Source organism: bacterium, assembly GCA_016702305.1.
Classification (GTDB): domain Bacteria; phylum Electryoneota; class RPQS01; order RPQS01; family RPQS01; genus JABWCQ01.
In genome coordinates this window covers 556,222-576,651 of the sequence record JADJEH010000017.1, presented here as the reverse complement: position 1 = coordinate 576,651, position 20,430 = coordinate 556,222, and the positions used below count along the sequence as shown (strand labels likewise).

Sequence of the window (20,430 nt, the reverse complement as noted above, 5' to 3'; positions counted from 1 at the left end):
CTATGAGTGAAGTGAACACGCAGGTGGTGGATGTGCTGGCGATCGGCGCGCATCCCGATGACATTGAACTGTCGTGCGCCGGCACGCTGCTGAAGCTCAAGCAGTTGGGCTACAAGGTTGGGATCGTGGACATGACTCGCGGCGAACGCGGTTCGCGCGGCAACGCGGAGATTCGCGCCGTCGAAGCGCAGGAAGCGCTGGCGATCTTAGGTTTCGAGTTTCGCGAGGTGTTGAACCTCGGTGATTTGCAGATTCAGGACACGCATGAGCGCCGCGTGAAGGTCGTCGAGTGTATTCGTCGGCACAAGCCGAAGCTCGTGTTGACACACTGGAATCAGGACAAGCATCCCGATCATGAAGGCACGAGCGATCTGGTGAAGCACTCGATGTTCGTGGCGGGCGCGGCGAATTTTCCGGCGGACTACGCGCCGCACAATCCGAAACGTCTGCTCTATTGGCCGTCGTCGTGGATGATGGACTGCAATGTGTACGTGGACGTCACGGATTTCTGGGAGCACAAGATTCGCGCGGCGCGGGCGCACAAGTCGCAGTTTTTTGATCCCAACAGCAGTGATCCGATGACGATTCTCTCGCAGCCTGTGTTCTTCGACCGGTTGGAGATGCGCGCACGTTATTTTGGCGACCAAATCGGCGTGAAGTATGCCGAAGTCTTTTACATGCGGGAGCCGATTCCCGTTCACGATCCGATGAAACTATGCCAATAGCGACTCGCGGCGAATTCTGGTTCGTCAAGCAAAGCAAGCTCCATGGCCGCGGCCTGTTCGCGCGCAAGGACATTCCCAAAGGGACGCGGATCATCGAATATCAGGGCAAGCGCATCGCCTCCGACGCGCTGCCGGATATTGACGAGCACAAACCGGACGCCTATCATACGGTGATTTTTTCGCTGGACGATGGCAGCTTCATTGACGCGAACAAGCGCGGCAACGCGGCGATGTTCGCCAATCACTCGTGCTCGCCGAATGCCGAGACGATTGAAGAAGACGGCCGCATCTATATCATCGCGCTGAAGAAGATTCCCAAAGGCGCGGAAATTCTCTACGACTATCATCTCTATCTGGCTGGACCGTTTCAGAAGAGCTGGCTGACCGACTACGTGTGCCATTGCGGCGCGCGCAAGTGCCGCAAGATCATGCTCGACCGCAAGATTCCCAAGAAATACCAGTCGGCTTAACCGCGTAGGGAACCGCAGCGCCCAATCCCCATTCGGCGACCGCAGTCAAACACTCATTCATCACCCATACATCCATGCCTGATTCCCCTTACTTTATTGTACGCGGCTCTGATATTCAGGGCAAAGGCGCGTTTGCGGTCAAGTCCATTCGCAAGGGCACGCGCTTGATTGAATATACCGGCCAGTTGATTCCGGAAGACGAAGCGGACACTCGCTACGACGATTCGAAGATGAAACGCCACCACACGTTCTTGTTTCAGATTTGTGACGGCGCGGTGGCGATTGACGCGGCAGTCGGCGGCAACGATGCGCGCTTCATCAATCACTCCTGTGACCCGAATTGCGAAGCGGTGGAAGATCGCGGGCGTGTGTTCATTGAAGCGATGCGCGCGATCAAGACCGGTGAGGAATTGACCTACAACTACGGCCTTACGGGCGAAGGCGAAGAGCACGATGATTGGGAAGAGAAGTACCGCTGCAACTGCGGCGCGCCTAATTGCTCGGGCAACATGCTGGTGAAGCCGAAGAAGAAAAGAACTGTGAAGGCGAAGAAGAAGGCTGCCGCCAAGAAATAGCATGAAGATCGGCATCATCCTCTATCCTACTTACGGCGGCTCGGGCATTGTGGCGACCGAGTTGGGCTGCGCTTTGGCCGTGCGCGGGCATGAGGTGCATTTCTTCTCGACGGCGCGGCCGTTTCGTTTGCCGGCGTTTCAGCAGAATGTATATTTTCACGAAGTGCCGGTTGTGGGCTATGATCTGTTTGAGAACACGCCATACACGCTGACCCTCGCCTCGACGCTGCATGACGCGGTGAAGATGCATCATCTCGACGTGCTGCATGCGCACTACGCGATTCCGCACGCGACGGCGGCCTATCTGGCGCGCGAGATGAACGGCGGTCTGCCGCCGGTCATCACGACGCTGCACGGCACGGACATCACGCTGGTTGGCGCGCATCCTGCCTATGCGCCCGTGGTGAAATTCACGCTCGAACAGTCTGACGCGGTGACGGCGGTGTCGCACGATCTTGCCAATGAAACGCGCGACAACATCGGCTACACGGGCGAGACGAAAGTCATCTACAATTTTATTGATACGGAACTCTACAAACGCGACGTGTGCGTGCAGCGCCGCGACTGGCTGGCGCCGCAAGACGAACCGATCATCCTGCATATCTCGAACTTCCGGCCTGTCAAACGCATTCCCGATATCATCAGCGTATTCGCGCGCGTGCGGGAGCAAACGAAGGCCAAGCTGGTGATGGTTGGCGACGGTCCGATGCGCAGCAACGCGGAACTTCAAGTCCGCGAATTGGGTATTCAAGGCGAAGTGCGCTTCCTCGGCAAGCAAACGGGTCTGATTGACCTGCTGAGTGTCAGCGATATCTATTTCTTGCCGTCGAACAAGGAGAGCTTCGGTCTGTCTGCACTCGAGGCCATGAGCTGCGAAATGCCGGTCGTGGGCTACGACGTCGGCGGTTTGCCGGAAGTTGTGATTCACGACGAGACGGGCTACCTGCATCCGGTGGGCGATCTTGACGGGATGACGGCGAGCATTTTGCAGTTGGTCAAAGACGCCGATCAGCGGCGCGTGATGGGGCAGGCCGGTCGTCTTCGCGCGGAACAGGTTTTTCACATCAACACCATCATGCCGCAGTATGAGAAATTGTACTTGGACACGTTGCACAAGACAGAGGAGCGCTGCCTGAAACGAACGGCTGCCCGCGCTTCGGCATCATCCAAGTAACGAAACAGCTTCCGGGCGGCGCACCTGCCGCCCCTGCAATCCCCTTCGACTCTCTTTTTTCCAATTTCTAATTTACCCCAATCTCCTCCCATGGCTATTCGTACGGCTACCGCTGTTTGGCACGGTACACTTAAAGGCGGCGACGGCAAACTCTCGACGCAATCCGGCGCGCTTAAGCAACTCAACTACTCATTCAATGATCGTTTCGCCGACGGCGTCGGCACTAATCCTGAAGAGCTGATCGCGGCGGCGCATGCGGGCTGCTATGCGATGGCGCTGTCGGGCGGTCTCGAAAAGGCCGGACATCCCGCGGAATCTATCGAAGCGGTTGCGCACGTCACGCTTGATTTCATTGAAGGCAAGCCAACGGTGACGAAGTCGCACATCGTGTGCAAGGCCAAGGTGCCGGGCATGGATGCAGCCTCGTTTCATGAAGCGGCGGTTGAGACGAAAGGCGCGTGCCCGATTTCGCGCTTGCTGATGGGCTCGGCTGAGATCACTCTCGAAGCGACGCTTGCTTAGGGTCGTTCTGCCGCCGCCGACCGAGCGGATTCGCTTTCGTGCGCTGACACTCGACTATCTTGAGCCGCTGTGCGACCTGCTGGGCGATCCGGAGGTGATGCGCCACTATCCGCATCCGATGGACCGCACGGAAACGCAAGGCTGGATCGAGCGCGGACTGATGCGCTACGAGCGCGATGGGTGTTCGTTTTACGCTCTCGAATTGAATGCGACCGGTGAGTTCATCGGTCAGTGCGGCGTACTGATGCAGGACATTGACAGCGTGGACGAAACCGAAGTCGGCTACCTCTTGCTGCGCAAACATTGGCATCACGGTTACGCGACCGAGGCCGCCCGCGCATGCATTGCCTTCGCCCGCGCGGTGCGTGGCGCGGAGCGTGTGATTTCGCTGATTCGTCCGGAGAATGTGCCGTCGGCCAATGTGGCCAAGCGGCTGGGCGCAACGATTGAAAAGCAGATCATCAAGTGGGATCATCCGCACGACGTGTGGGTGCACGCGTGAATGCGCGCTCTCTAAAGCTGCATCTGTCGGATCGCGCCAAACGCGGGCAGATGATGTATCACGCCGTGCCTGGCCTCTATCTGATCCTGAACGGCGTGTCCAACCTGTTCGGCGGGCACGTCGAGCATCTGTGGGTTGATCTGCTCGGCATCGCGGCGGGTTTGGCACTGTTGTTTGTGCTGAAACGTGAACTGATGCACAAAGGCCACTCGCACGGCAAAGTCGCGTGGTTTGAAGTGATCGCCGGAGTCGTGGTGATGATCGAGGGCTTTCACAAACTGCATCGCGACGAGTGGTTTCAGCCGGGCACGGTGCAGATGCTGGCGGGTCTGCTGTTTGTCGCGGTCGGTTTGTTTCACGAGAGACTGCTGGCTTTCCGCACTCTCAGATGCACGGACGAAGGTTTTGCGATGCGCATTCGTCCGATTTACAGAATTTCCGGCAAGTGGTCCGACGTCAAGAGCTTCGCGCTGGACGAAGACAAGCTGGTGGTGACGCGCACGGACGGCAGCACCACGCGCTCCAGCCTGCGCTCGATTGAGAATCGTGCCGATGTGCTGGCGATGCTGAACGCTGAGCTTGCACGAAGCGTCAAGGGCGTCTGATCCGCTTTCATCCCTCGTACTTTATCTTTCATACTTTTTCTTTCCCCCATGCTTAATCCTCACATTTTTCGCGAATACGATATTCGCGGCATTGTCGCCGATGACCTGACGCCTGATGTTGTCTATGAACTGGGCCGCGGTATCGGCACCTTTATTCGGCGCAAGGGCGCGACGACGTTCACGCTCGGGCGCGACGGCCGCTTGACCAGTGAACGCATCGCCAACGATCTGAAGGCCGGACTGCTCACGACTGGACTGAAGGTGATCGAAGTCGGCATGGTGCCGACTTCCGTGCTGTACTTCTCGGCGGTGCATCTGAAGACCGACGGCGGCATTCAAATCACGGGTTCGCATAATCCGCCTGAATTCAACGGCATCAAGATGGCCTATGGCAAGACCTCGATTCACGGCGCGATGATTCAAGAGATTCGCGTGCTGTGCGAGCGGCAGGATTACGAAAAGGGCCAAGGCTCCAGTTCGAGCTACACGGTGATGCCGGACTATATCGCGTGGCTCACGGCGAATCTGAAGTTGGATCGCAAGGTGCGCGTGGCGGTAGACAGCGGCAACGGCGTCGGCGGCCTGTGCGGTCCGCAGATTTTCCGCGAAATCGGCGCCGAGGTGTTTGACATTTACAGCGACGTGGATGGCCGGTTCCCTAATCACCATCCCGATCCGACGGTGGAGAAGAATCTGGTCGCGCTGAAGCAGCTTGTTGCCGACAACAAGTGCGAAGTGGGCGTAGGCTTTGACGGCGACGCTGATCGGCTCGGCGCGATTGACGGCCAGGGCAAAGTGCTGTGGGGCGACATGCTGATGACGCTGTTCGCGCGTTCGATTCTGAAGGATAGGCCCGGTGCAAAAATTATCGCCGACGTGAAGTGCAGCGAGAATTTCTTTGCGGACGTGAAACAGCACGGCGGGCAGCCGATTATGTGGAAGACCGGCCACGCACTGATTAAGAGCAAGCTGTGGGAAGAGCATGCCGCGCTGGCGGGCGAAATGAGCGGGCATTTCTTCTTCGCCGATCGCTTCTTCGGATTTGATGACGGAATCTACTCGGCGGGCCGCCTGCTGGAAATCGTGTCGCGCTTGCCGCATTCGTTGACGCAGGAGCTATCGGATTTGCCGGCGACGTTCAGCACACCCGAGATCCGCGTGGATTGCCCCGACGATGTGAAGTTCGACGTAGTGGACAAGGTCAAGTCGACTTTCAAAGGCCGGGGCCTCGATACGTTTGATCTGGACGGCGTCCGCGTGAATTTCGACGGCGGCTGGGCGCTCGTGCGCGCTTCAAATACGCAGCCGACGCTCGTGCTGCGCGTTGAAGCGAAATCGCAGGCCAAACTCGATTCTATTCAGGAAGACGTTGCGCGCGTGCTGAAAGACGCGGGCTTCACGTTTGATCCCAGCGCGCCGGGCGGACATTGAGAATTTGCCATCGGTCGGCAACGACATAAAGAAAGCCCCGCAATAAGCATTGCGGGGCTTTTCGTTTCACTTTCGATTTGCGCCAAACGACTGGGCGCCGGTTACTTCATCAGGATCATCTTGCGCGTCAGATTGCCTTCAGGCGCGTCAAGGCGATAGATGTAAACGCCCGACGGGAGGCTCGCGCCGTGGAAGCCCGCATCGTAGAGTCCCGGCGTCAGATCGTTATCAATCAGCGTTGCGACTTCGCGGCCCGTGATGTCAAACACCTTGAGGGTCGTGTGACCGGCGCGCGTGATGCTGAAATTAATGGTCGTGGCCGGATTGAACGGATTCGGATAGTTCTGATTGAGCGCAAAGGTAATCGGAATCAACTCTTGGTGGCCATCAGCGTCAGTGGTCCCGACCACCACCGGGAACGGCGAGTACTCGCAGCCCAAGAATAGATTGTCGCCGTACTCCGCGTAGAGCCAACGCACCGCGCCCACCGGCAATCCGCTCATCGTCCAGTCCACTGAATCCAATCCCACTTCGGGGCGATTCAGAGTGCCGGGGACAATCGGACCGACGCAACCTTCGTTGTCGGGGTCCACGTGAATGGTGACATACGCGTCGTCATCCGGATCGGTCAATGACCAGCGCAGGCGCGCGAAGCCGACGCCTTCCAACGTATCGCTGACCGGTGTGATCCACTCAAATGTCGGCGGTTCGTTCGGCGGGAAGACCGTGAATGGATAGGCCGTCGAGTTGTTGCCCTCGTTATTTTCCGCGACTTCGTCCAACGCGTCAATCACGAACTGGAAACTGTGGTCGCCGGCTTCGTTCATGGCGATCGGTTCGGTATACCACGTCTCGGTCGTGCCTGGCTCCACGCCGGTCACGACGGAGTCGAAGACGATCACGCCATCGAGGAACAGTTGCGCATGGAAATCGGGATAGAACAGGACGCCGCCATCACACGCCGCCCACGTCATGCGCGCGAGGACAGAATCACCGGTTTCAATGCGTGACGGGACGGTGAAGCTATCGGTATTCACGACGCTCATGCCGCCGAGCTGCAGGTCCACCGTGCCATTGTCAATGGACACGATAATATCGTCAATGAATGCGCCGCGATCGCGAATGGCGTCCGCATCCGACCGGAACCACCAGTAGATGTAAACCGCAGGACGCCCCAAGGCCGAAACGCTGTCGCGCGTCGGGACGTTGCGATAGAGGTCTTTCAAGTCAATTTCAAATAGCTCCCAACCTTGATCGGTCTGGCCGGAAAACACCGAGTCAATCCAGATGTGCGTCGTCGCCAGGCTGAAGACCGAGTCGGCGCCCCAGCAAAGCGTATCCTGCGGATCCATGCCGTTATACATCAGCAGGCTGAACAGCACGCGGGCTTCGGCTGCGCCGGTCAAGTCCAGCGGGCCATAGGTGACGAACGTGTTAAGATTCGGGGGATAATTGTCAAAGTCGGGATCTTCCGTTCCCGGTTCGCCGATAATCCAGAGAGACTGGTCGTCGTCATTGCCACAGTACGATTGAATGCGCACGCTGTAGTTGCGATCCTGCACGCCCCATGCGAAGGGGGCCGGAGGATTTGGCGAGAAACGCCAGCAACGTCCCGAGCCGGTGGGCTTGCACCACGGCCAGGCGATGCGTGTCGAGTCGAAACACTCGATCAACTGATTGTTCCAACAGGCTTCGGCCGTCGTGGAACGATAGCTCGTATTAAACGGCAGGCTGAGGAGCGTGACCACCGCAAAGGCGGCGGTCCATAAGAGTCGGGAAACCAAACGCGAAGGGTTCATGGGTCCTTTCCCCTCCAAGAAAAAGGAAGAACGCCGCCAGCCGTCATCTCGGCTGGCGGCGTCCCAATGTAAAAGGTTGCGAATCAAAGATGCGGAATCAGAGAGCGGAAACCGGCGATGGCAACCGCGCCGCGCAAGGCAGTTACTTCATCAAGACCAGCTTGCGCGTGCTGTTGAAGCTCTGCTCACCGGCCTGTGCATTGAGGCGGTAGAAATAGACGCCGCTTGCGAGATCCGCGCCATTGAAGCTGACGGTGTGCTCGCCGGCTTCAAATGTGCCTTCGACCAGCGTGGCGACTTCACGGCCCAGCAGGTCAAACACCGCGAGCTTCACATTGGCGCGCGCCGGCAGGGCGAACGGAATGGAGGTCTCGGGGTTAAACGGGTTGGGATAGTTCTGCGCGAGGCTGAACTCGGTCGGCAGCGTAGCGGGCGATTCCGGCGTAGCGCTCGTGCCCAGCAGCCATTCCATAGCATTCGTCATCATGCTCACACGGGCCTCTTCAGTCGCGATTGCTTCAAAGCCAAAACCCAAGTACAACAGCTTGTACGTGCCGTTGTCAACTTGCAGCGCGGCGCCCTGCGACTCGCCCTGGAATTCCTGATCGTAGTTAAACACGAGCTGCGCCTGATCGCTGCGCGGCGCGAGCGCCGACTGACGACTCTGGTTATTTGCACCCGTGCCGCTTGCGATCGCGAACGCCTCGCCATCCGCCAACGTGCCCGGCAGGCCGGTCACCGAAGTGCCGATGGGGAAATTTCGCAGATAGGTGGCGTGCATGTATTCCTGGAAGAACTGGTCGTTACGCATGTCGAAGCCCATGCCCTGACCGGTCAGGAACAGGTTGCCGCCGGCATCAAGATAGTCTTGCAGATTGAGCTGGTCCAGCGGCGTCAGCGTTTCCTGCCAACGATTGCCCGTGAACCACAGCACCACGTCCACCCCGTCAAACATGGAACCGTCCACATCATCAAGCGTGGCGTCCCACCAACCCCACACCATGCTCACCTGGTCATCAGCAGCCGCCATGGCCTCGTTGTAGTAGCTTTCGTAGGTTTCGCCGCCATCGCCGTCAATGACGAGCACGTCGAGTCCGGCCATCATGCGATAGCTGTTCTCAACCACCAGCCCGTCGGCATTCTGCGAGGTGGAACGCACCGTGAAGGAAGCCGAACCGGGGTTGCCGTTGGTGTTCGCGCGCACGAACAGGTAGCGCGTTTCGAGGCTGGCCAGCGATACGGTGATCTGATCCGGGCTGGGCGTTCCATCCTGCTCTTCAACCGTCAACGTCCAGTTGGCCGGCCACGTGCCGTCCAATTCGACGGTATAAACGTCGTCGCTGATGCCATTGTTGGCCAGCTCGAGAATGTAACCATGTTCACCCGCGGCGACCGGCACGATCTGTTGCGTCGGGCCATCCACGTTCGACTGGGCCATGTCATACTCTGCCATGACATCAGTCACTTCGCCCTGCAAGATTTCGCGGCCCGAAGTATTCTGCACAAAGGCCACGGCTTCGAGGTCGCTGGCGTTCCACGCGGCGAGCTTCGACAGCGTGCCCGTAAATTCCTGCGGCGAACCCGGAACGGCGGTGATCGTCAAACCCTGCGTTGCATGATAACCATGATCCCGGAACGGCTCGGCAATATGATCTTCGCCGTTGGGAGAATTGTACGGATCAACGTTGGTCGTGATCAGCGCGACAAACAGGCGCGCCGTCGCCGGCATCGTGGATTCCGCGTTCAAACGACCGGAGAAATGCACCGTGGTCTCTTCGCCGTCCAACTGATAGGCGAGGAACTCTTCAATGGCCACCGGGCAGTTTTCGGCGAATTCGTTGCGCGCCATGCTCTTGATCTGCGCGGTATTGAAATTCGGCGAGAGGTTGCCGATGTACATATCGGGCACGCCCGTTACGCCGTACCAGTTCCAACGCTGCGAATTCTCCGTGGAATTGTGGAGATAGAAGGCGTCGTTGGGTCCCGGCCAGTTAACGTGGTAGCTGATCTTCACCAGCGTATCGCGGCCCATGTCATTGACAGCCGCTTCCAGGAACGGGTTGTTTGCAAAACACGGCCCACAGGACGTGTTAGTAAAGTGCTCGAGGACGACGCACTGCCGCGGTACTGCGACGGCCAACGCCGCCAGAGCCAACAAGGTCATCACGGTAAACAGACTTCTCAAACGAAGCATCATAACTCCTCCGTTGCCGGTCCAATGTAGTTTCAGGCCAAGGAAAAAGACAGTTGTCTAATAATATAGCCCTTTCTCAGGGCTTTTCAAGCACCTCTGCTAAAATTGCAAAAGGCGCACCCAGCTGGACATACCGACCGCTGGTCGAAAAGCTGACAGGGTTTATCGTATTAAGATATTGTAATTATTGTTCTTGTGGATGCAGGATCTGCAATTTGAACTGGTGCCTTCTTATCGTATTCAATCATGCACTATGAAAAGAGAGGCGACAAGGTGCAATTCATGCGCGCCGTGTCGCCTCGCTTTGTTTGAAATTCTGCAGAGCCGCCTCCCCCGGCTCTGCTCGCGGGCATCGGACCTGGTGCCGCCCCAGGCTCCCCAGCCTACGGGTCTACGCGGACCATGAAGACCGGAATGTCGATCAAGTGTCGCACGCGAGTAGCAGTTGCACCCAGCAGCAGGTCTTTGATCAAGCGGTGGCCGTGCGTCCCGATGATGAGCAGCTCGGCCTGTTCTTGCTTAACCAGTCGCACGATCTCGTCCGGTGGATTTCCATAACCGAGCACGGGCTTCGCCTGGATACCGCGCGCCAGCAGTTCTTCTTGCAAGCGGGACAGGTAGATTTCATCGGCCAACACTTCGCGATCTTCAGACTCTTGTTGCCAGACTCGCGGTCCCACGGTGTCGGCAACGTGCACGAGGAGTAATTGAGCGTGCTGATCTTCGGCCATCGCCAGCGCTTGGGCCAACAGCACCCGGTCACTGTGCGTACCTTCCAAGGCAACGGCGATCTTCTTGTACTGCACGTTTGCGGTAACGGGAATTTCAAACGACGGCACCACCATTTCGGGCCGCGCCAGCCGCCGGAAGAGCGGAACGGTAATCAGGTATGCCAACAGCGCTCCCAACCCTGCCGCCGCCGCCAGCACCAGCGCGTGATACCACTCCATACCGTTAGGCGCCGTGCCGATCCATTCGCCGAGCGTCGTGATCACGAGCCAGATATTCAGACTGATGATGACCGCCGCCGCCAACCAAGCGAGTATCTTGACCCATAGCTTGCTCGCAAATTCGCCCATCAACCGTCGGTCGCTCGTGAACTGGATCAACGGGATCACCGCAAACGGCAGTTGCATGGACAGCACGACTTGCGAGAGGATCAGGAGCTGATAGCTGCCCTGCTCACCCAGAATCCAAATCGTGAACGCCGCAGGTACGATAGCCAGCGATCGGGTGATCATTCGCCGCAGCCACGGACGAATGCGCAGGTTGATGAAGCCCTCCATGACCACCTGCCCGGCCAGCGTTCCGGTCAGGGTCGAGCTCTGCCCGCTGGCCAAGAGGGCAATGGCAAATGCGGTGCTGGCGATCTTTACGCCCACCAGCGGCGTCAGCAGTTCGTGCGCCTGCTGAATCTCGGTGACTTCAACGCCGTTGCTATGGAATACAGCGGCGGCCAGAATCAAGATGGCGGCATTCACAAAGAACGCCAGGTTCAGTGCGACGGCCGAGTCCACTAAATTGTATTTACACGCCTGGCGAATGCTGGCCGGATTGTTGCCGACGGCGCGCGTCTGGACCAGCGCCGAATGTAAGTATAAATTGTGCGGCATGACGGTCGCTCCCAGAATACCGATCGCGACATACAGGCTCTCGCCGGTCAAGGTCGGTGCAAAGCCGCTGAATATTCCGCTAATGCTCGGCTGCGCCAGCATCATTTCGACTAAGAAACAGCCGCCAATAGTGGCGACCAAGGTCAATACGAAGGCCTCAACTTTGCGAATACCGAGATGTTGAAACAGCAGCAGCAAAAAGACGTCAACGGCCGTGATCAACACACCCCACAACAACGGGATGCCAAACAGCAGTTGTAAGCCGATAGCCGAACCGATAACTTCGGCCAGATCGCAGGCGATGATGGCAATCTCGCATATTACCCAGAGGACGGCGCTGACCGGCTTCGAGTAGTTTTCCCGGCAGGCCCGCGCCAGATCGTGCCCGGTGACGATTCCCAATCGGGCCGACAGCGCTTGCAGGAGTACGGCCATCAGATTGCTCATCAAGAGCACCCAGATCAACGCGTAACCGAAGCGGGACCCGCCTTCGAGGTCTGTCGCCCAGTTTCCCGGATCCATATAGCCCACGCTGACGAGATACGCGGGGCCGGCAAAGGCCAGCATCCGTCGGATCACGGTGGACTTTTGTGGAATCTCTACAGTGCGATGGACTTCAGACAGTGAGACGTTGTGGTTTTCAGTACTCATGTTTTGATCTGCGGATCAAATTGCTTGTGGCGCATGTTGCATGTATCTCGGATTCGGGGGGACTGCCAAGAACTACTCCACCAGAATATTTGACGCGACGGCCGCGCCCAACGTGCGTTGCACGCCTTCCACCGACAGGTGGACGATCTCATCCTGCGCGGGCGCGTACGTCACCTCGACGTCTGTGCCCAGCGTAATGCCAAGTCGCGTCAAATAGAGCAGCGCGTCGGGCTTACCGCCGACCACCCGCGCAATTTTACCGTATTCGCCGACGTGCATCTCGGAGAGCTTCCGCAGCTTGCGTACCGCACTGTGGCCCTGCGCATCGGGAATCGGGTCGCCGTGCGGATCGAACTTGGGAAAACCCAACTCGCGGTCAATGGCCTCGACGAATTTCTCCGAAACGGCATGCTCGATGCGCTCGGCCTCATCGTGGACTTCATCCCAGGTGTAGCCGAGCTTATTGTGGAGGTAGGTCTCGATCAGCCGATGGCGGCGGATCAGGTTGCGGGCCAGTTCCGCCCCGCGCTCGCTCAGGCTGACTTCCCGGCGGGGGATATGGTTAACCAGTTCCTGCTTCGCCAGCTTCTGGATCATGGCCGTCACGGTTGAATCCGTGAGCCCCAGGCCGCGCGCAAGTGCTGAAATTGACAGCTCTTCGCCTCGCTCGGACAGTCTGTAAGCGAATAATAAACAGTCTTCTGCGGCGCTCGACAGCTCTTTCATCTCTCGATTTCCTTAATTCGATGCCTCGAAATATACAACTCGACCAGGTGAAAGTCAAGCAAAATGAGGCGTGCGCCGCGAAAGGCAGAACGAGAAAGCCCCGCCTCTTTCGAGGCGGGGCTTTCAACATATAGCAGAGAACCCTCTACCAGTTAAGCCTCCGCAGCGCCGCATCAAGTGTGTCGGCTGCGGCCTGAATCGTGTCATTTCCGATCTGGATCTTGTCCAGCTCGCGCGATTGTCGGACAGCCTCGTCAATGTCCCCCTGCTCGAGGGCGAGGAAGCCCTTCTCCACCCGCGCCGGCGCATAGGCCGGATAGCGGTTGATCGCCTCTTGGTAGAGCGAGTCAGCCTGCTGCGGGAAGTCCAGTTCCAAGATATACTGCGCCGCCCAGAACAGCCACTCAGGATCATCGGGATCGAGCTTGTGCGCTTCCAGAATCGAGAGATACGCGCCGCCATAGTTGTTGGAAGCTGCCTGCAAGCGCGCGCGCTCCACCCACAGATCCCGAATGGCCAGACTTTCCGGATGCGGAATTTCGCGATCCAGCATCGCCAGCGCTGCCGAGTCACCCTGACTGGTGCTCACACTGTCGAGCATGGCGCGCAAGGCGTCGAGCGGAGCGCCCGACAGACTATCCGGTGGAGCGACCCCGGCGCGGGCATACTCTTCACGCGCCTGATCATAGTTGCGCGTAGCCCACAGCGCTTCCGCCAATCCCAGGCGCGCAATTTGAAAATCCGGATCTACTGACAACGACCGCGCGAACATCGCCAAGGCCTCGGGATACATCTGATAGCTCAAGGCAATGGAACCAAGGTTGGCATAGTCTACGCGCGGCTCGACGGTGTGGGCCGCTTCGCGCGACGGTGCATTCGCCACAAGCACCAGCACGACATAGATCCCCAATCCGATCGCCGCCGCTGTCGTGCGCTTGCTGCGCACTGAATCCAATAGTTGAGCTATCGCCGCGCCGCCCAATGGCAGCAACAGAACGATTAGCGGGAAGCGGTACTCCGATGACACAAAGAACAGCATCACCGTGACCACATAGCTTGCCGCATACAATCCAAACACGACCAAACGCCGCCGCGTTTGCCACAATAGAAAGAGCCCTGCCAGCGCCAGCGGCAGCAGCAGCCCCCAGCGCAGCGGCAACAGATTAACGACGCTATTGCTCATCTCCATCGCGCGAAACGAGAAGTTATTGGCGACCTCTTCATTGCGAATGAGCCACCAGAACTTTTTGAGTTGCACGCCGACCCACAGCAGCGGTTTTTGAAAGACGTCGCGCAGCGCCTGGTCGCGCCAGAACGCCGCCGATTGCGGAAGCGTCAACTGTTTGCCGGACCGCCGCGACGCTTCCGCGCGGTAGCCTTCCGCTTCGCGCTGCGCGTCAAACGACCGCACAAAATCCAATTCGTCGTAGACGCCGGTCGCGCCGCTGCGATTTCCGATGAAAAAATTCACGCCGCCCGACGCCGTGACAAACACGGAACTGCCGCCCGCGGAACTGTTGCGCACGCTAATTGGAAGATGCACGAGCACAAGCGCCAGCGTGAAGACGAGCGGGAAAACGACCTTCCAGTTTTGTTTCCACACGCGCCAACAGACAAATAGCAGCAGGAGCGCGGCGAACGGCAGCACCGAAGGCCGCGCAATCGCCGACAGCGCGCACAACGCACCGGCCACGGCCCATGCCCAAATGCTGCGCGGCGCATCGTCCATGACTCCGCCGTGTTCAACGAGGAGATAGAGCATCGCGCTGTTCAAGAACAGAATCCACGACGCCGACAGCAGAATGCCGTCATAGTAGAGCCACGGCGCATAGAAGATTGCTAAGACGCCTGTGGCCACAGCCGCCGCCCGGCCGAAACAGCGCCGCGCCAGCAGCACTATCAGCACAAACGTCACGACCGACAGAAACATCTGCGCGAGCAGCACGATCTGCGGTGAAATGTCGCCCGTTGCCCGGAACACCCAACTGATAAACTGCGCATAACCCGGCCCGAGCCAAAACGGTCCGGGCGGGTGCCCTCCGCCCTGCGACAACTGATAGCCCCATTTGAAATAGGTATCGCTGTCGAGCACGGGAATTTTGGTGACAATGGATCCGGACATCTGCTGATAGGCCAGCAGCCGGACCGCCGCGAACACGCCCGTCAGCAGCGCGAGCAGTCTTGTGAAGTGTCGTTCGAGCATCTTGCTTGTCCCTCCAGACGCAAGTTTCTCCGAGAAGCTAAGGGAATTTGCGCCATTAGTCAAGGGCCGCAGAGCGCCGATTTCGCGTTCTTCAGCGCGGCCAAAAGCAAAGCCCCGCGCGTAGGGGCGCGGGGCTTTGCAGGTGGGCAGCGCAGAAAGGGAGGGGTCCTACGCAGCCTCGGGCTTGCTCAAGGCCCGTCCTACTTGGTCAGAAGCATCCGGTGCACGACCGATCCCGCCGGCGTGTCCAAGCGCGCGAGATAGAGACCGGACGGCAGGGCGGCCGCATCGAACGCCAGGGAGTGCTGCCCGGCGTCGTACGTTCCGCGGGCCAGGACAGCGACCTCCTGGCCAAGCAGGTTAAACACACTCAGAGTAATCTCCGCCGCCGCGTCGAGTTTGAACTCGATTTGCGTCGTCGGGTTGAACGGATTGGGATAGTTGTTGATGTCGGGAATTGCCGCCAGTGACACACCCTGATTCGGCGCTTCAATCAGCGGCACAAGCGGCATGCACAAGATCGAGTTGGCGTTGAGCGGCAGATCATCCTGCGTCAGCTCCGTAACCATGCCATTCGGCCAAGCCACGCTGACCACCCACTGCTCGCTGTGATACCACGACGGGTTATAAAGGAGCACCGTCTGCTCGTCGGCGCCGACCGAAGCGGTGTACATGGACGTCGCCGCCCACTGCTTGCCGCTTTCAAATTGCACCTTGACCAGACAGTTCATCAGCGGTGCGGTCCCTTGCGCGCTGCACAGATTCAAGCCGATGTACTCGCGCGTTTGCTCGACCTGATTGCTATACAGCCGCACGCCGCCGCGGGCTGAAATCAGCGCGACATCCAAATCGCCGTCACGATCAAAGTCCGCCCAAGCGCTGCCCGTGGTCATCAGGCCCGGCTGAATCAGCGCATGGTGGCGCGGCGCGGCTTCCCAACCGTCAGCCGTATTGAACACGAGCTTGTTGTCGGTTTCGCAGTTGAGGAAGAGGTCCGTGCGCCCGTCGGCATTGACATCCACGGCATGCGCATCCACGGCGCCCGCAGCGAGGGCCCGCAGGCCGGTCTGTTCCGACACGTTATCAAAGCTGCACGGCAAGACGTTGTTGCCGTCGCCCTGATAATACATGCAATTGTCTTTCGACGAACCGCTGGCGAACAGATCGAGCGTGCCGTTCCGGTCGAAATCGGCCCACGTGATGCCGGTTGTGGCGATCTTGGTCGGGAACCACAGATAGTCCGAGTAATTCGAGTAGCCGCCATCGCGCTGAACCCACAGGCTGGTGGAGCCGTCGCCCTTGCTCATGAAATAGTCAAGGTCGCCGTCCTGATCAAAATCTACCGCGCTGATTTGCAGTACGTCGGTCTCTGCGAACGGTCCGTCCGCGCCGCGTACTTCAATCATGCTTTCATCGGACGGCACGAGCAGTACGGTGGACTGATCGTCGGTCGAACGGTTGCTGAGCAGCAGATCGAGATTGCCGTCCAAGTCGGCGTCGCACCAAACGGCGGCGCGAATGGCCTCATCGGTTTGACCATCGAGGTCGAGCGCTACCGGCTGGAAGCGGCGCGACTCAGTCTGGCGATACAGCGCGACTCCATCGCCCTCGCTCGTCAGACAGAACAGGTCGAGCAAACCGTCCTGATTGTAGTCCACCAGACGCGCGGTGCGCACATTAGTGATTGACGGGAAGTCAAACCACTCCGCGCCATCGCTCCAACCGCTCCCGCTATTAAGGTAGAGCTGGCTGACGGCGTCCCCCGACGCGCCGCAGAACAGGTCTGGGTAGCCGTTGTTGTCAACATCGCCCCACGCGACGGTGCTGTATACCTCGGTAGCAAATTCCGGCGTTGCCACCACGTCAAAGCTCTGAGCGAAAGCCGAACCGAGCAACAGTCCGCATAGGGTCACGATCATCCATAGGGTTTTCATCGTTATTCTCCTCGCACAAGTTCGTGCATGCATGTGATTCCATCTGACGTATCTGCTTTTGGCAAGCCATGCGCCAGTGTCGTATAATGCAATGGGTACAACGAACAGTAGGAAGAATCAGCGTTTAGATTGACGACCCTGTAGGCGTGTGTCGCGCCTTCTCAACCATTGGTGGAACTGCGTTGCGCGAATTCAACCGCGTGGGCAATTTGCGTTTCGGGTGTTTTCATTCGTCCACGGCCCAGAAAAACAAAACGAGGTGGTTTCAAAAAACCACCTCGTCTCATTCTGGTTTGGCCGAACGATTTCGTTACGGCTTGCGGCCCACGAAGATCCAGCCGCCGCCTTTGGCGTTATTGGTCCGCATGTCCATCCACATCGCGAACGCCGCAATTGGGTAGAGCAAAACCATCCACGGCGCGACGATGACGAAGAACAGTTTGGAGATGGACAGCATTTGCATCGGAATGCGCTGGAGAATCTTCCACGCCAACGCGCCCCAGAAGGGTCCGTAGGAATAGTCGAGCCGCTCAATCTTGAATCCGGCGCGGGTCGCCTTGTCTATGAATTCCTGTTTGGAGTACCCTTCCCGCACATGCTCGCCGATGACTGAGATATCCCCTTCGGCGTATTCGCGCTGGCCTTCGCTTGAACTTGGCGTGGTGGCGATCATGTAGCCGCCGCTGCGCAGACTCGCAAAGAAGTTTCCCCACATCTTCTCATCTTCCAGCACGTGCTCGAGCACGTCGGTGTTGAGAATCAGATCGTACGCTTCGGGCTTGCGGTACTCGACCAGATCGCCGATGTTGAAGCTCACGTTGGTCTGACCCACGGCCTTCGAGAACCACGTGCAGTCTTCGATCTGCTCTTCCTTCACGTCTATCGCATAGACCGTGGCGTTGGGAAAAGTCTTGGCCATCTTGTAAGAGAACTGACCGAACCCCGAACCGGCGTCAAAGATATCCCACTTCGGCTTCGTGTTGCGAACACGGTTGAGCTCACGGCGAATATACCAATTGCGCAGGAACAGCGCGCCCAGCATCGTGTAAAACAACCGGCGCAGCAGCGCCTGACGCGCGACGACGCGGCCCAGCGATGCTTTGACGGGATCGTAATCTATGGCGTGATCTGACAAGGGATAAGGGATGTAGGATGAAGGATAAACCTAGGTCCGGCCTCTGGCCGGACAATTTTCGCGGCGGCACCCGCTGCGGGTGCCCCGCATCGTTGTGCAGCTACAGTTTGTTTGCAAAAGCCTCTAATATCTCACAGGGCCGGTGCCATGAGAATTCTTTGGCCTTTTCGCGCACGTGCGTTTCGTAGGTGGCGCGGCCGCCGCTGGCATAAAATTTTGCGACCGTATCCGCAATCGCTTGCGGGTTCTCGCGCTCTACGACAAAACCGCTTTTGCCTTCGTCTACGACTTCCCATAAACCACCGACGCGGGTAACCAGCACCGGACAGCCGTGCGAATAGGCCGTCACGAGAATTCCCGATTGCGTCGCGTGACGATACGGCAAGACGTTCAAGTCGGCTGCGGCCAAATACGTGCCGATCTCGTGCGACGGAATGAAATAGGGCCGCACGATCACATGGTCGCGAATACCCAGGTCGTCAATGAGCTTCTCGTACTTCTCCTGGCCGTCGTAATATTCACCGGCAACGACGAGCTTGATCTCCGGATCGCGGCGAATGATTTCCGGCATCGCCTGCAGCAGCACATCAACGCCTTTGTAGTGCCGCACCAAGCCAAAAAACAGCAGCAGCTTCTTCGCGTCAATAGCGAGTTTCGCGCGCGCGGCGGCAGGGCCTTCGGTGAACGGCTCATAGCATTCATAGACCGGCAGCGGCGTGGCGCGAATCTGTTCAGACTTCCAGTCAGGAAACAAACCGCGCGCCGTATCGGCTTCGGCCATGCTCAAGGTCATGATGAACGATCCGCGTCCCAGCGCCATCTTCGTAAACGGAATATCGCCGAAGCGCTTCTCGTGCGGCAGCACATTATGGCAGACGAAGGCCGTTTTGCGAATGTAGTCGTCGCCCAGCAGCTTCGACACGCCCCAGAACGCCGGGCCCATGAACGGTATCCACCACTTATAGATCAGCAGATCGGGCTTGTGGGCGCGAATCGCTTGGGCAGTCGCGGGCCACGTATGCGGCATCCACGGAATCAGCGTGCGCTGCGATGGCAGGCTCATGTCGCGCGACGTGTCAAGCTGCGTCTGCCCGGGAAAGAGCAGCTTGGGAAACTGCTTCTTGAACCCGACGATATGCACATTGTGCCCGCGTTCGACAAACGTCTTATAGAGCGCGTTCGTCGTTTCCGCGATGCCTCCGCGATATGGCCATGCCGGCCCGACAAAGACGATGTTCAAGGCTTACTATTCTTCCTCACCGGCGCATAAAGCGCGTCGTAGTAGTTGGCTAAGTACACGCCGAGCGTCAGGTAACCCAGAATATTGCGCGTGCGGTAGGCGCTCTGGTAATCGTTGTAGCGCTCTTCAAGCAGCGGACTGCCGTATACGTTCACGTCCAGATAGTCACTCTTGCGCGTGTTCGTCTCGACGATGAACGCGACAAACGCCGCCAGCGTAGCCGCTTGCAGGACACCAAACACAGTCGCTTTCACGCGCTGCTGTTTATAGACTTGACCCCAGCCGGGCAGCATCGCGCTGCGCCAAGAGGCTGAGAGTTTCGCATCCGCTTCAGGCAAACGATAGGCTTCCGGTTGCGAGAGCACCTGCTCGACATATTCGCGTTTGGCTTGACCGAACACCGTCACGATCTTCGGCGAGGTCAACACGGGGTCCACTTCGAAGGCGGGATTGATGGCGATAATGCGGCGGAACTCGGACAGCGCGAAGCCCTGTTGTTCACGCGCGACATATATTGTGGCGAGCACAAAGCGGAAGGGAATTTCGGCCAAATCATCCACGCCCTCGGCCGCCCGCAGTCCGCGCAAGGCCGTCAGTTCGGCTTCTTCAAAGCGTCCTTCGTCCACGGCGGTCTGCGCGGCGATGCGCAGTGAATCGAGCGTTTGCGCCGACGCCCCCGCGAGACCCAAGCCAAGTAGAAGAATGCCAAAAAGAATTGCTTTCAATCGTCTATCTCACGAGTAGCAGTTTGCGGGTAGTGGAAAAATCGGCGGATCGCAAATGCACGAAGTAGAGTCCAGTCGCCAGGTGGTCGGCTTCAAGCGCGAGGGTATGTGCACCCGCGCTGTAAGCCTGAAACAAGCAGATATGCAAAGGCGCAGTTAGGCGGATGCCGCGTCACCGCAATGGGTCCAGCATCCACGCTGGCAGC

General features: G+C 58.5%; 17 protein-coding genes. 8 read left to right on the top strand and 9 right to left on the bottom strand.

From position 1 onward, the window contains the following. Positions 1 to 2 precede the first annotated feature (2 nt). From bshB1 to IPH10_13745, 8 genes are all read left to right on the top strand, one after another. On the top strand, positions 3 to 725 hold the full coding sequence (gene bshB1 / locus IPH10_13780; GenBank protein MBK6911976.1) for a bacillithiol biosynthesis deacetylase BshB1: 723 nt from the start codon (positions 3 to 5) through the stop codon (positions 723 to 725). Next, the gene (locus IPH10_13775; protein MBK6911975.1) at positions 716 to 1,195 is read left to right on the top strand and encodes an SET domain-containing protein-lysine N-methyltransferase; all 480 of its coding nucleotides are present in this window, start codon (positions 716 to 718) and stop codon (positions 1,193 to 1,195) included. The genes bshB1 and IPH10_13775 overlap by 10 nt, the downstream gene beginning before the upstream one ends. A 74-nt stretch (positions 1,196 to 1,269) precedes the next feature. Next, complete coding sequence (locus tag IPH10_13770) at positions 1,270 to 1,770, top strand: SET domain-containing protein-lysine N-methyltransferase (GenBank protein MBK6911974.1); 501 nt, start codon at positions 1,270 to 1,272, stop codon at positions 1,768 to 1,770. Position 1,771: 1 nt separating this feature from the next. Next, positions 1,772 to 2,944 carry an N-acetyl-alpha-D-glucosaminyl L-malate synthase BshA gene (gene bshA, locus IPH10_13765; GenBank protein ID MBK6911973.1) on the top strand — a complete coding sequence of 391 codons (1,173 nt, stop codon included), beginning with the start codon at positions 1,772 to 1,774 and terminating at the stop codon, positions 2,942 to 2,944. A gap of 90 nt (positions 2,945 to 3,034) precedes the next feature. After that, positions 3,035 to 3,466: an OsmC family protein gene (locus tag IPH10_13760; GenBank protein ID MBK6911972.1), complete on the top strand. Its 432-nt coding sequence runs from the start codon at positions 3,035 to 3,037 to the stop codon at positions 3,464 to 3,466. Beyond that, positions 3,459 to 3,968: a GNAT family N-acetyltransferase gene (locus IPH10_13755; GenBank protein MBK6911971.1), complete on the top strand. Its 510-nt coding sequence runs from the start codon at positions 3,459 to 3,461 to the stop codon at positions 3,966 to 3,968. The genes IPH10_13760 and IPH10_13755 overlap by 8 nt, the downstream gene beginning before the upstream one ends. Beyond that, entirely contained in the window at positions 3,965 to 4,573 is a 609-nt protein-coding gene (locus tag IPH10_13750) for a hypothetical protein (GenBank protein ID MBK6911970.1), read from the top strand. Before IPH10_13755 ends, IPH10_13750 begins: the two co-directional genes overlap by 4 nt. A gap of 48 nt (positions 4,574 to 4,621) precedes the next feature. After that, entirely contained in the window at positions 4,622 to 6,004 is a 1,383-nt protein-coding gene (locus IPH10_13745) for a phosphomannomutase/phosphoglucomutase (GenBank protein ID MBK6911969.1), read from the top strand. Positions 6,005 to 6,105: 101 nt separating this feature from the next. Here IPH10_13745 and IPH10_13740 read toward each other — a convergent pair whose 3' ends face one another. The 9 genes from IPH10_13740 to IPH10_13700 all read right to left on the bottom strand — a co-directional run bounded on the left by IPH10_13740 (position 6,106) and on the right by IPH10_13700 (position 20,224). Continuing rightward, complete coding sequence (locus IPH10_13740) at positions 6,106 to 7,803, bottom strand: T9SS type A sorting domain-containing protein (protein ID MBK6911968.1); 1,698 nt, start codon at positions 7,801 to 7,803, stop codon at positions 6,106 to 6,108. 142 nt (positions 7,804 to 7,945) lie between these two features. Further along, positions 7,946 to 9,997: a T9SS type A sorting domain-containing protein gene (locus IPH10_13735; protein MBK6911967.1), complete on the bottom strand. Its 2,052-nt coding sequence runs from the start codon at positions 9,995 to 9,997 to the stop codon at positions 7,946 to 7,948. Between the two features lie 383 nt (positions 9,998 to 10,380). After that, complete coding sequence (locus IPH10_13730) at positions 10,381 to 12,261, bottom strand: Nramp family divalent metal transporter (protein MBK6911966.1); 1,881 nt, start codon at positions 12,259 to 12,261, stop codon at positions 10,381 to 10,383. Positions 12,262 to 12,333: 72 nt separating this feature from the next. After that, complete coding sequence (locus IPH10_13725) at positions 12,334 to 12,987, bottom strand: metal-dependent transcriptional regulator (GenBank protein ID MBK6911965.1); 654 nt, start codon at positions 12,985 to 12,987, stop codon at positions 12,334 to 12,336. A 145-nt stretch (positions 12,988 to 13,132) separates the two neighbouring features. Then, positions 13,133 to 15,190, bottom strand: coding sequence for a tetratricopeptide repeat protein (locus IPH10_13720; protein MBK6911964.1), 2,058 nt, complete (start codon positions 15,188 to 15,190; stop codon positions 13,133 to 13,135). Between the two features lie 200 nt (positions 15,191 to 15,390). Then, entirely contained in the window at positions 15,391 to 17,124 is a 1,734-nt protein-coding gene (locus IPH10_13715) for a T9SS type A sorting domain-containing protein (GenBank protein ID MBK6911963.1), read from the bottom strand. 310 nt (positions 17,125 to 17,434) lie between these two features. After that, positions 17,435 to 18,259, bottom strand: coding sequence for a methyltransferase domain-containing protein (locus IPH10_13710; GenBank protein MBK6911962.1), 825 nt, complete (start codon positions 18,257 to 18,259; stop codon positions 17,435 to 17,437). A 100-nt stretch (positions 18,260 to 18,359) separates the two neighbouring features. Continuing rightward, positions 18,360 to 19,499, bottom strand: coding sequence for a glycosyltransferase (locus IPH10_13705; GenBank protein ID MBK6911961.1), 1,140 nt, complete (start codon positions 19,497 to 19,499; stop codon positions 18,360 to 18,362). Then, positions 19,496 to 20,224: a hypothetical protein gene (locus IPH10_13700; protein MBK6911960.1), complete on the bottom strand. Its 729-nt coding sequence runs from the start codon at positions 20,222 to 20,224 to the stop codon at positions 19,496 to 19,498. The genes IPH10_13705 and IPH10_13700 overlap by 4 nt, the downstream gene beginning before the upstream one ends. Positions 20,225 to 20,430: the final 206 nt, after the last annotated feature.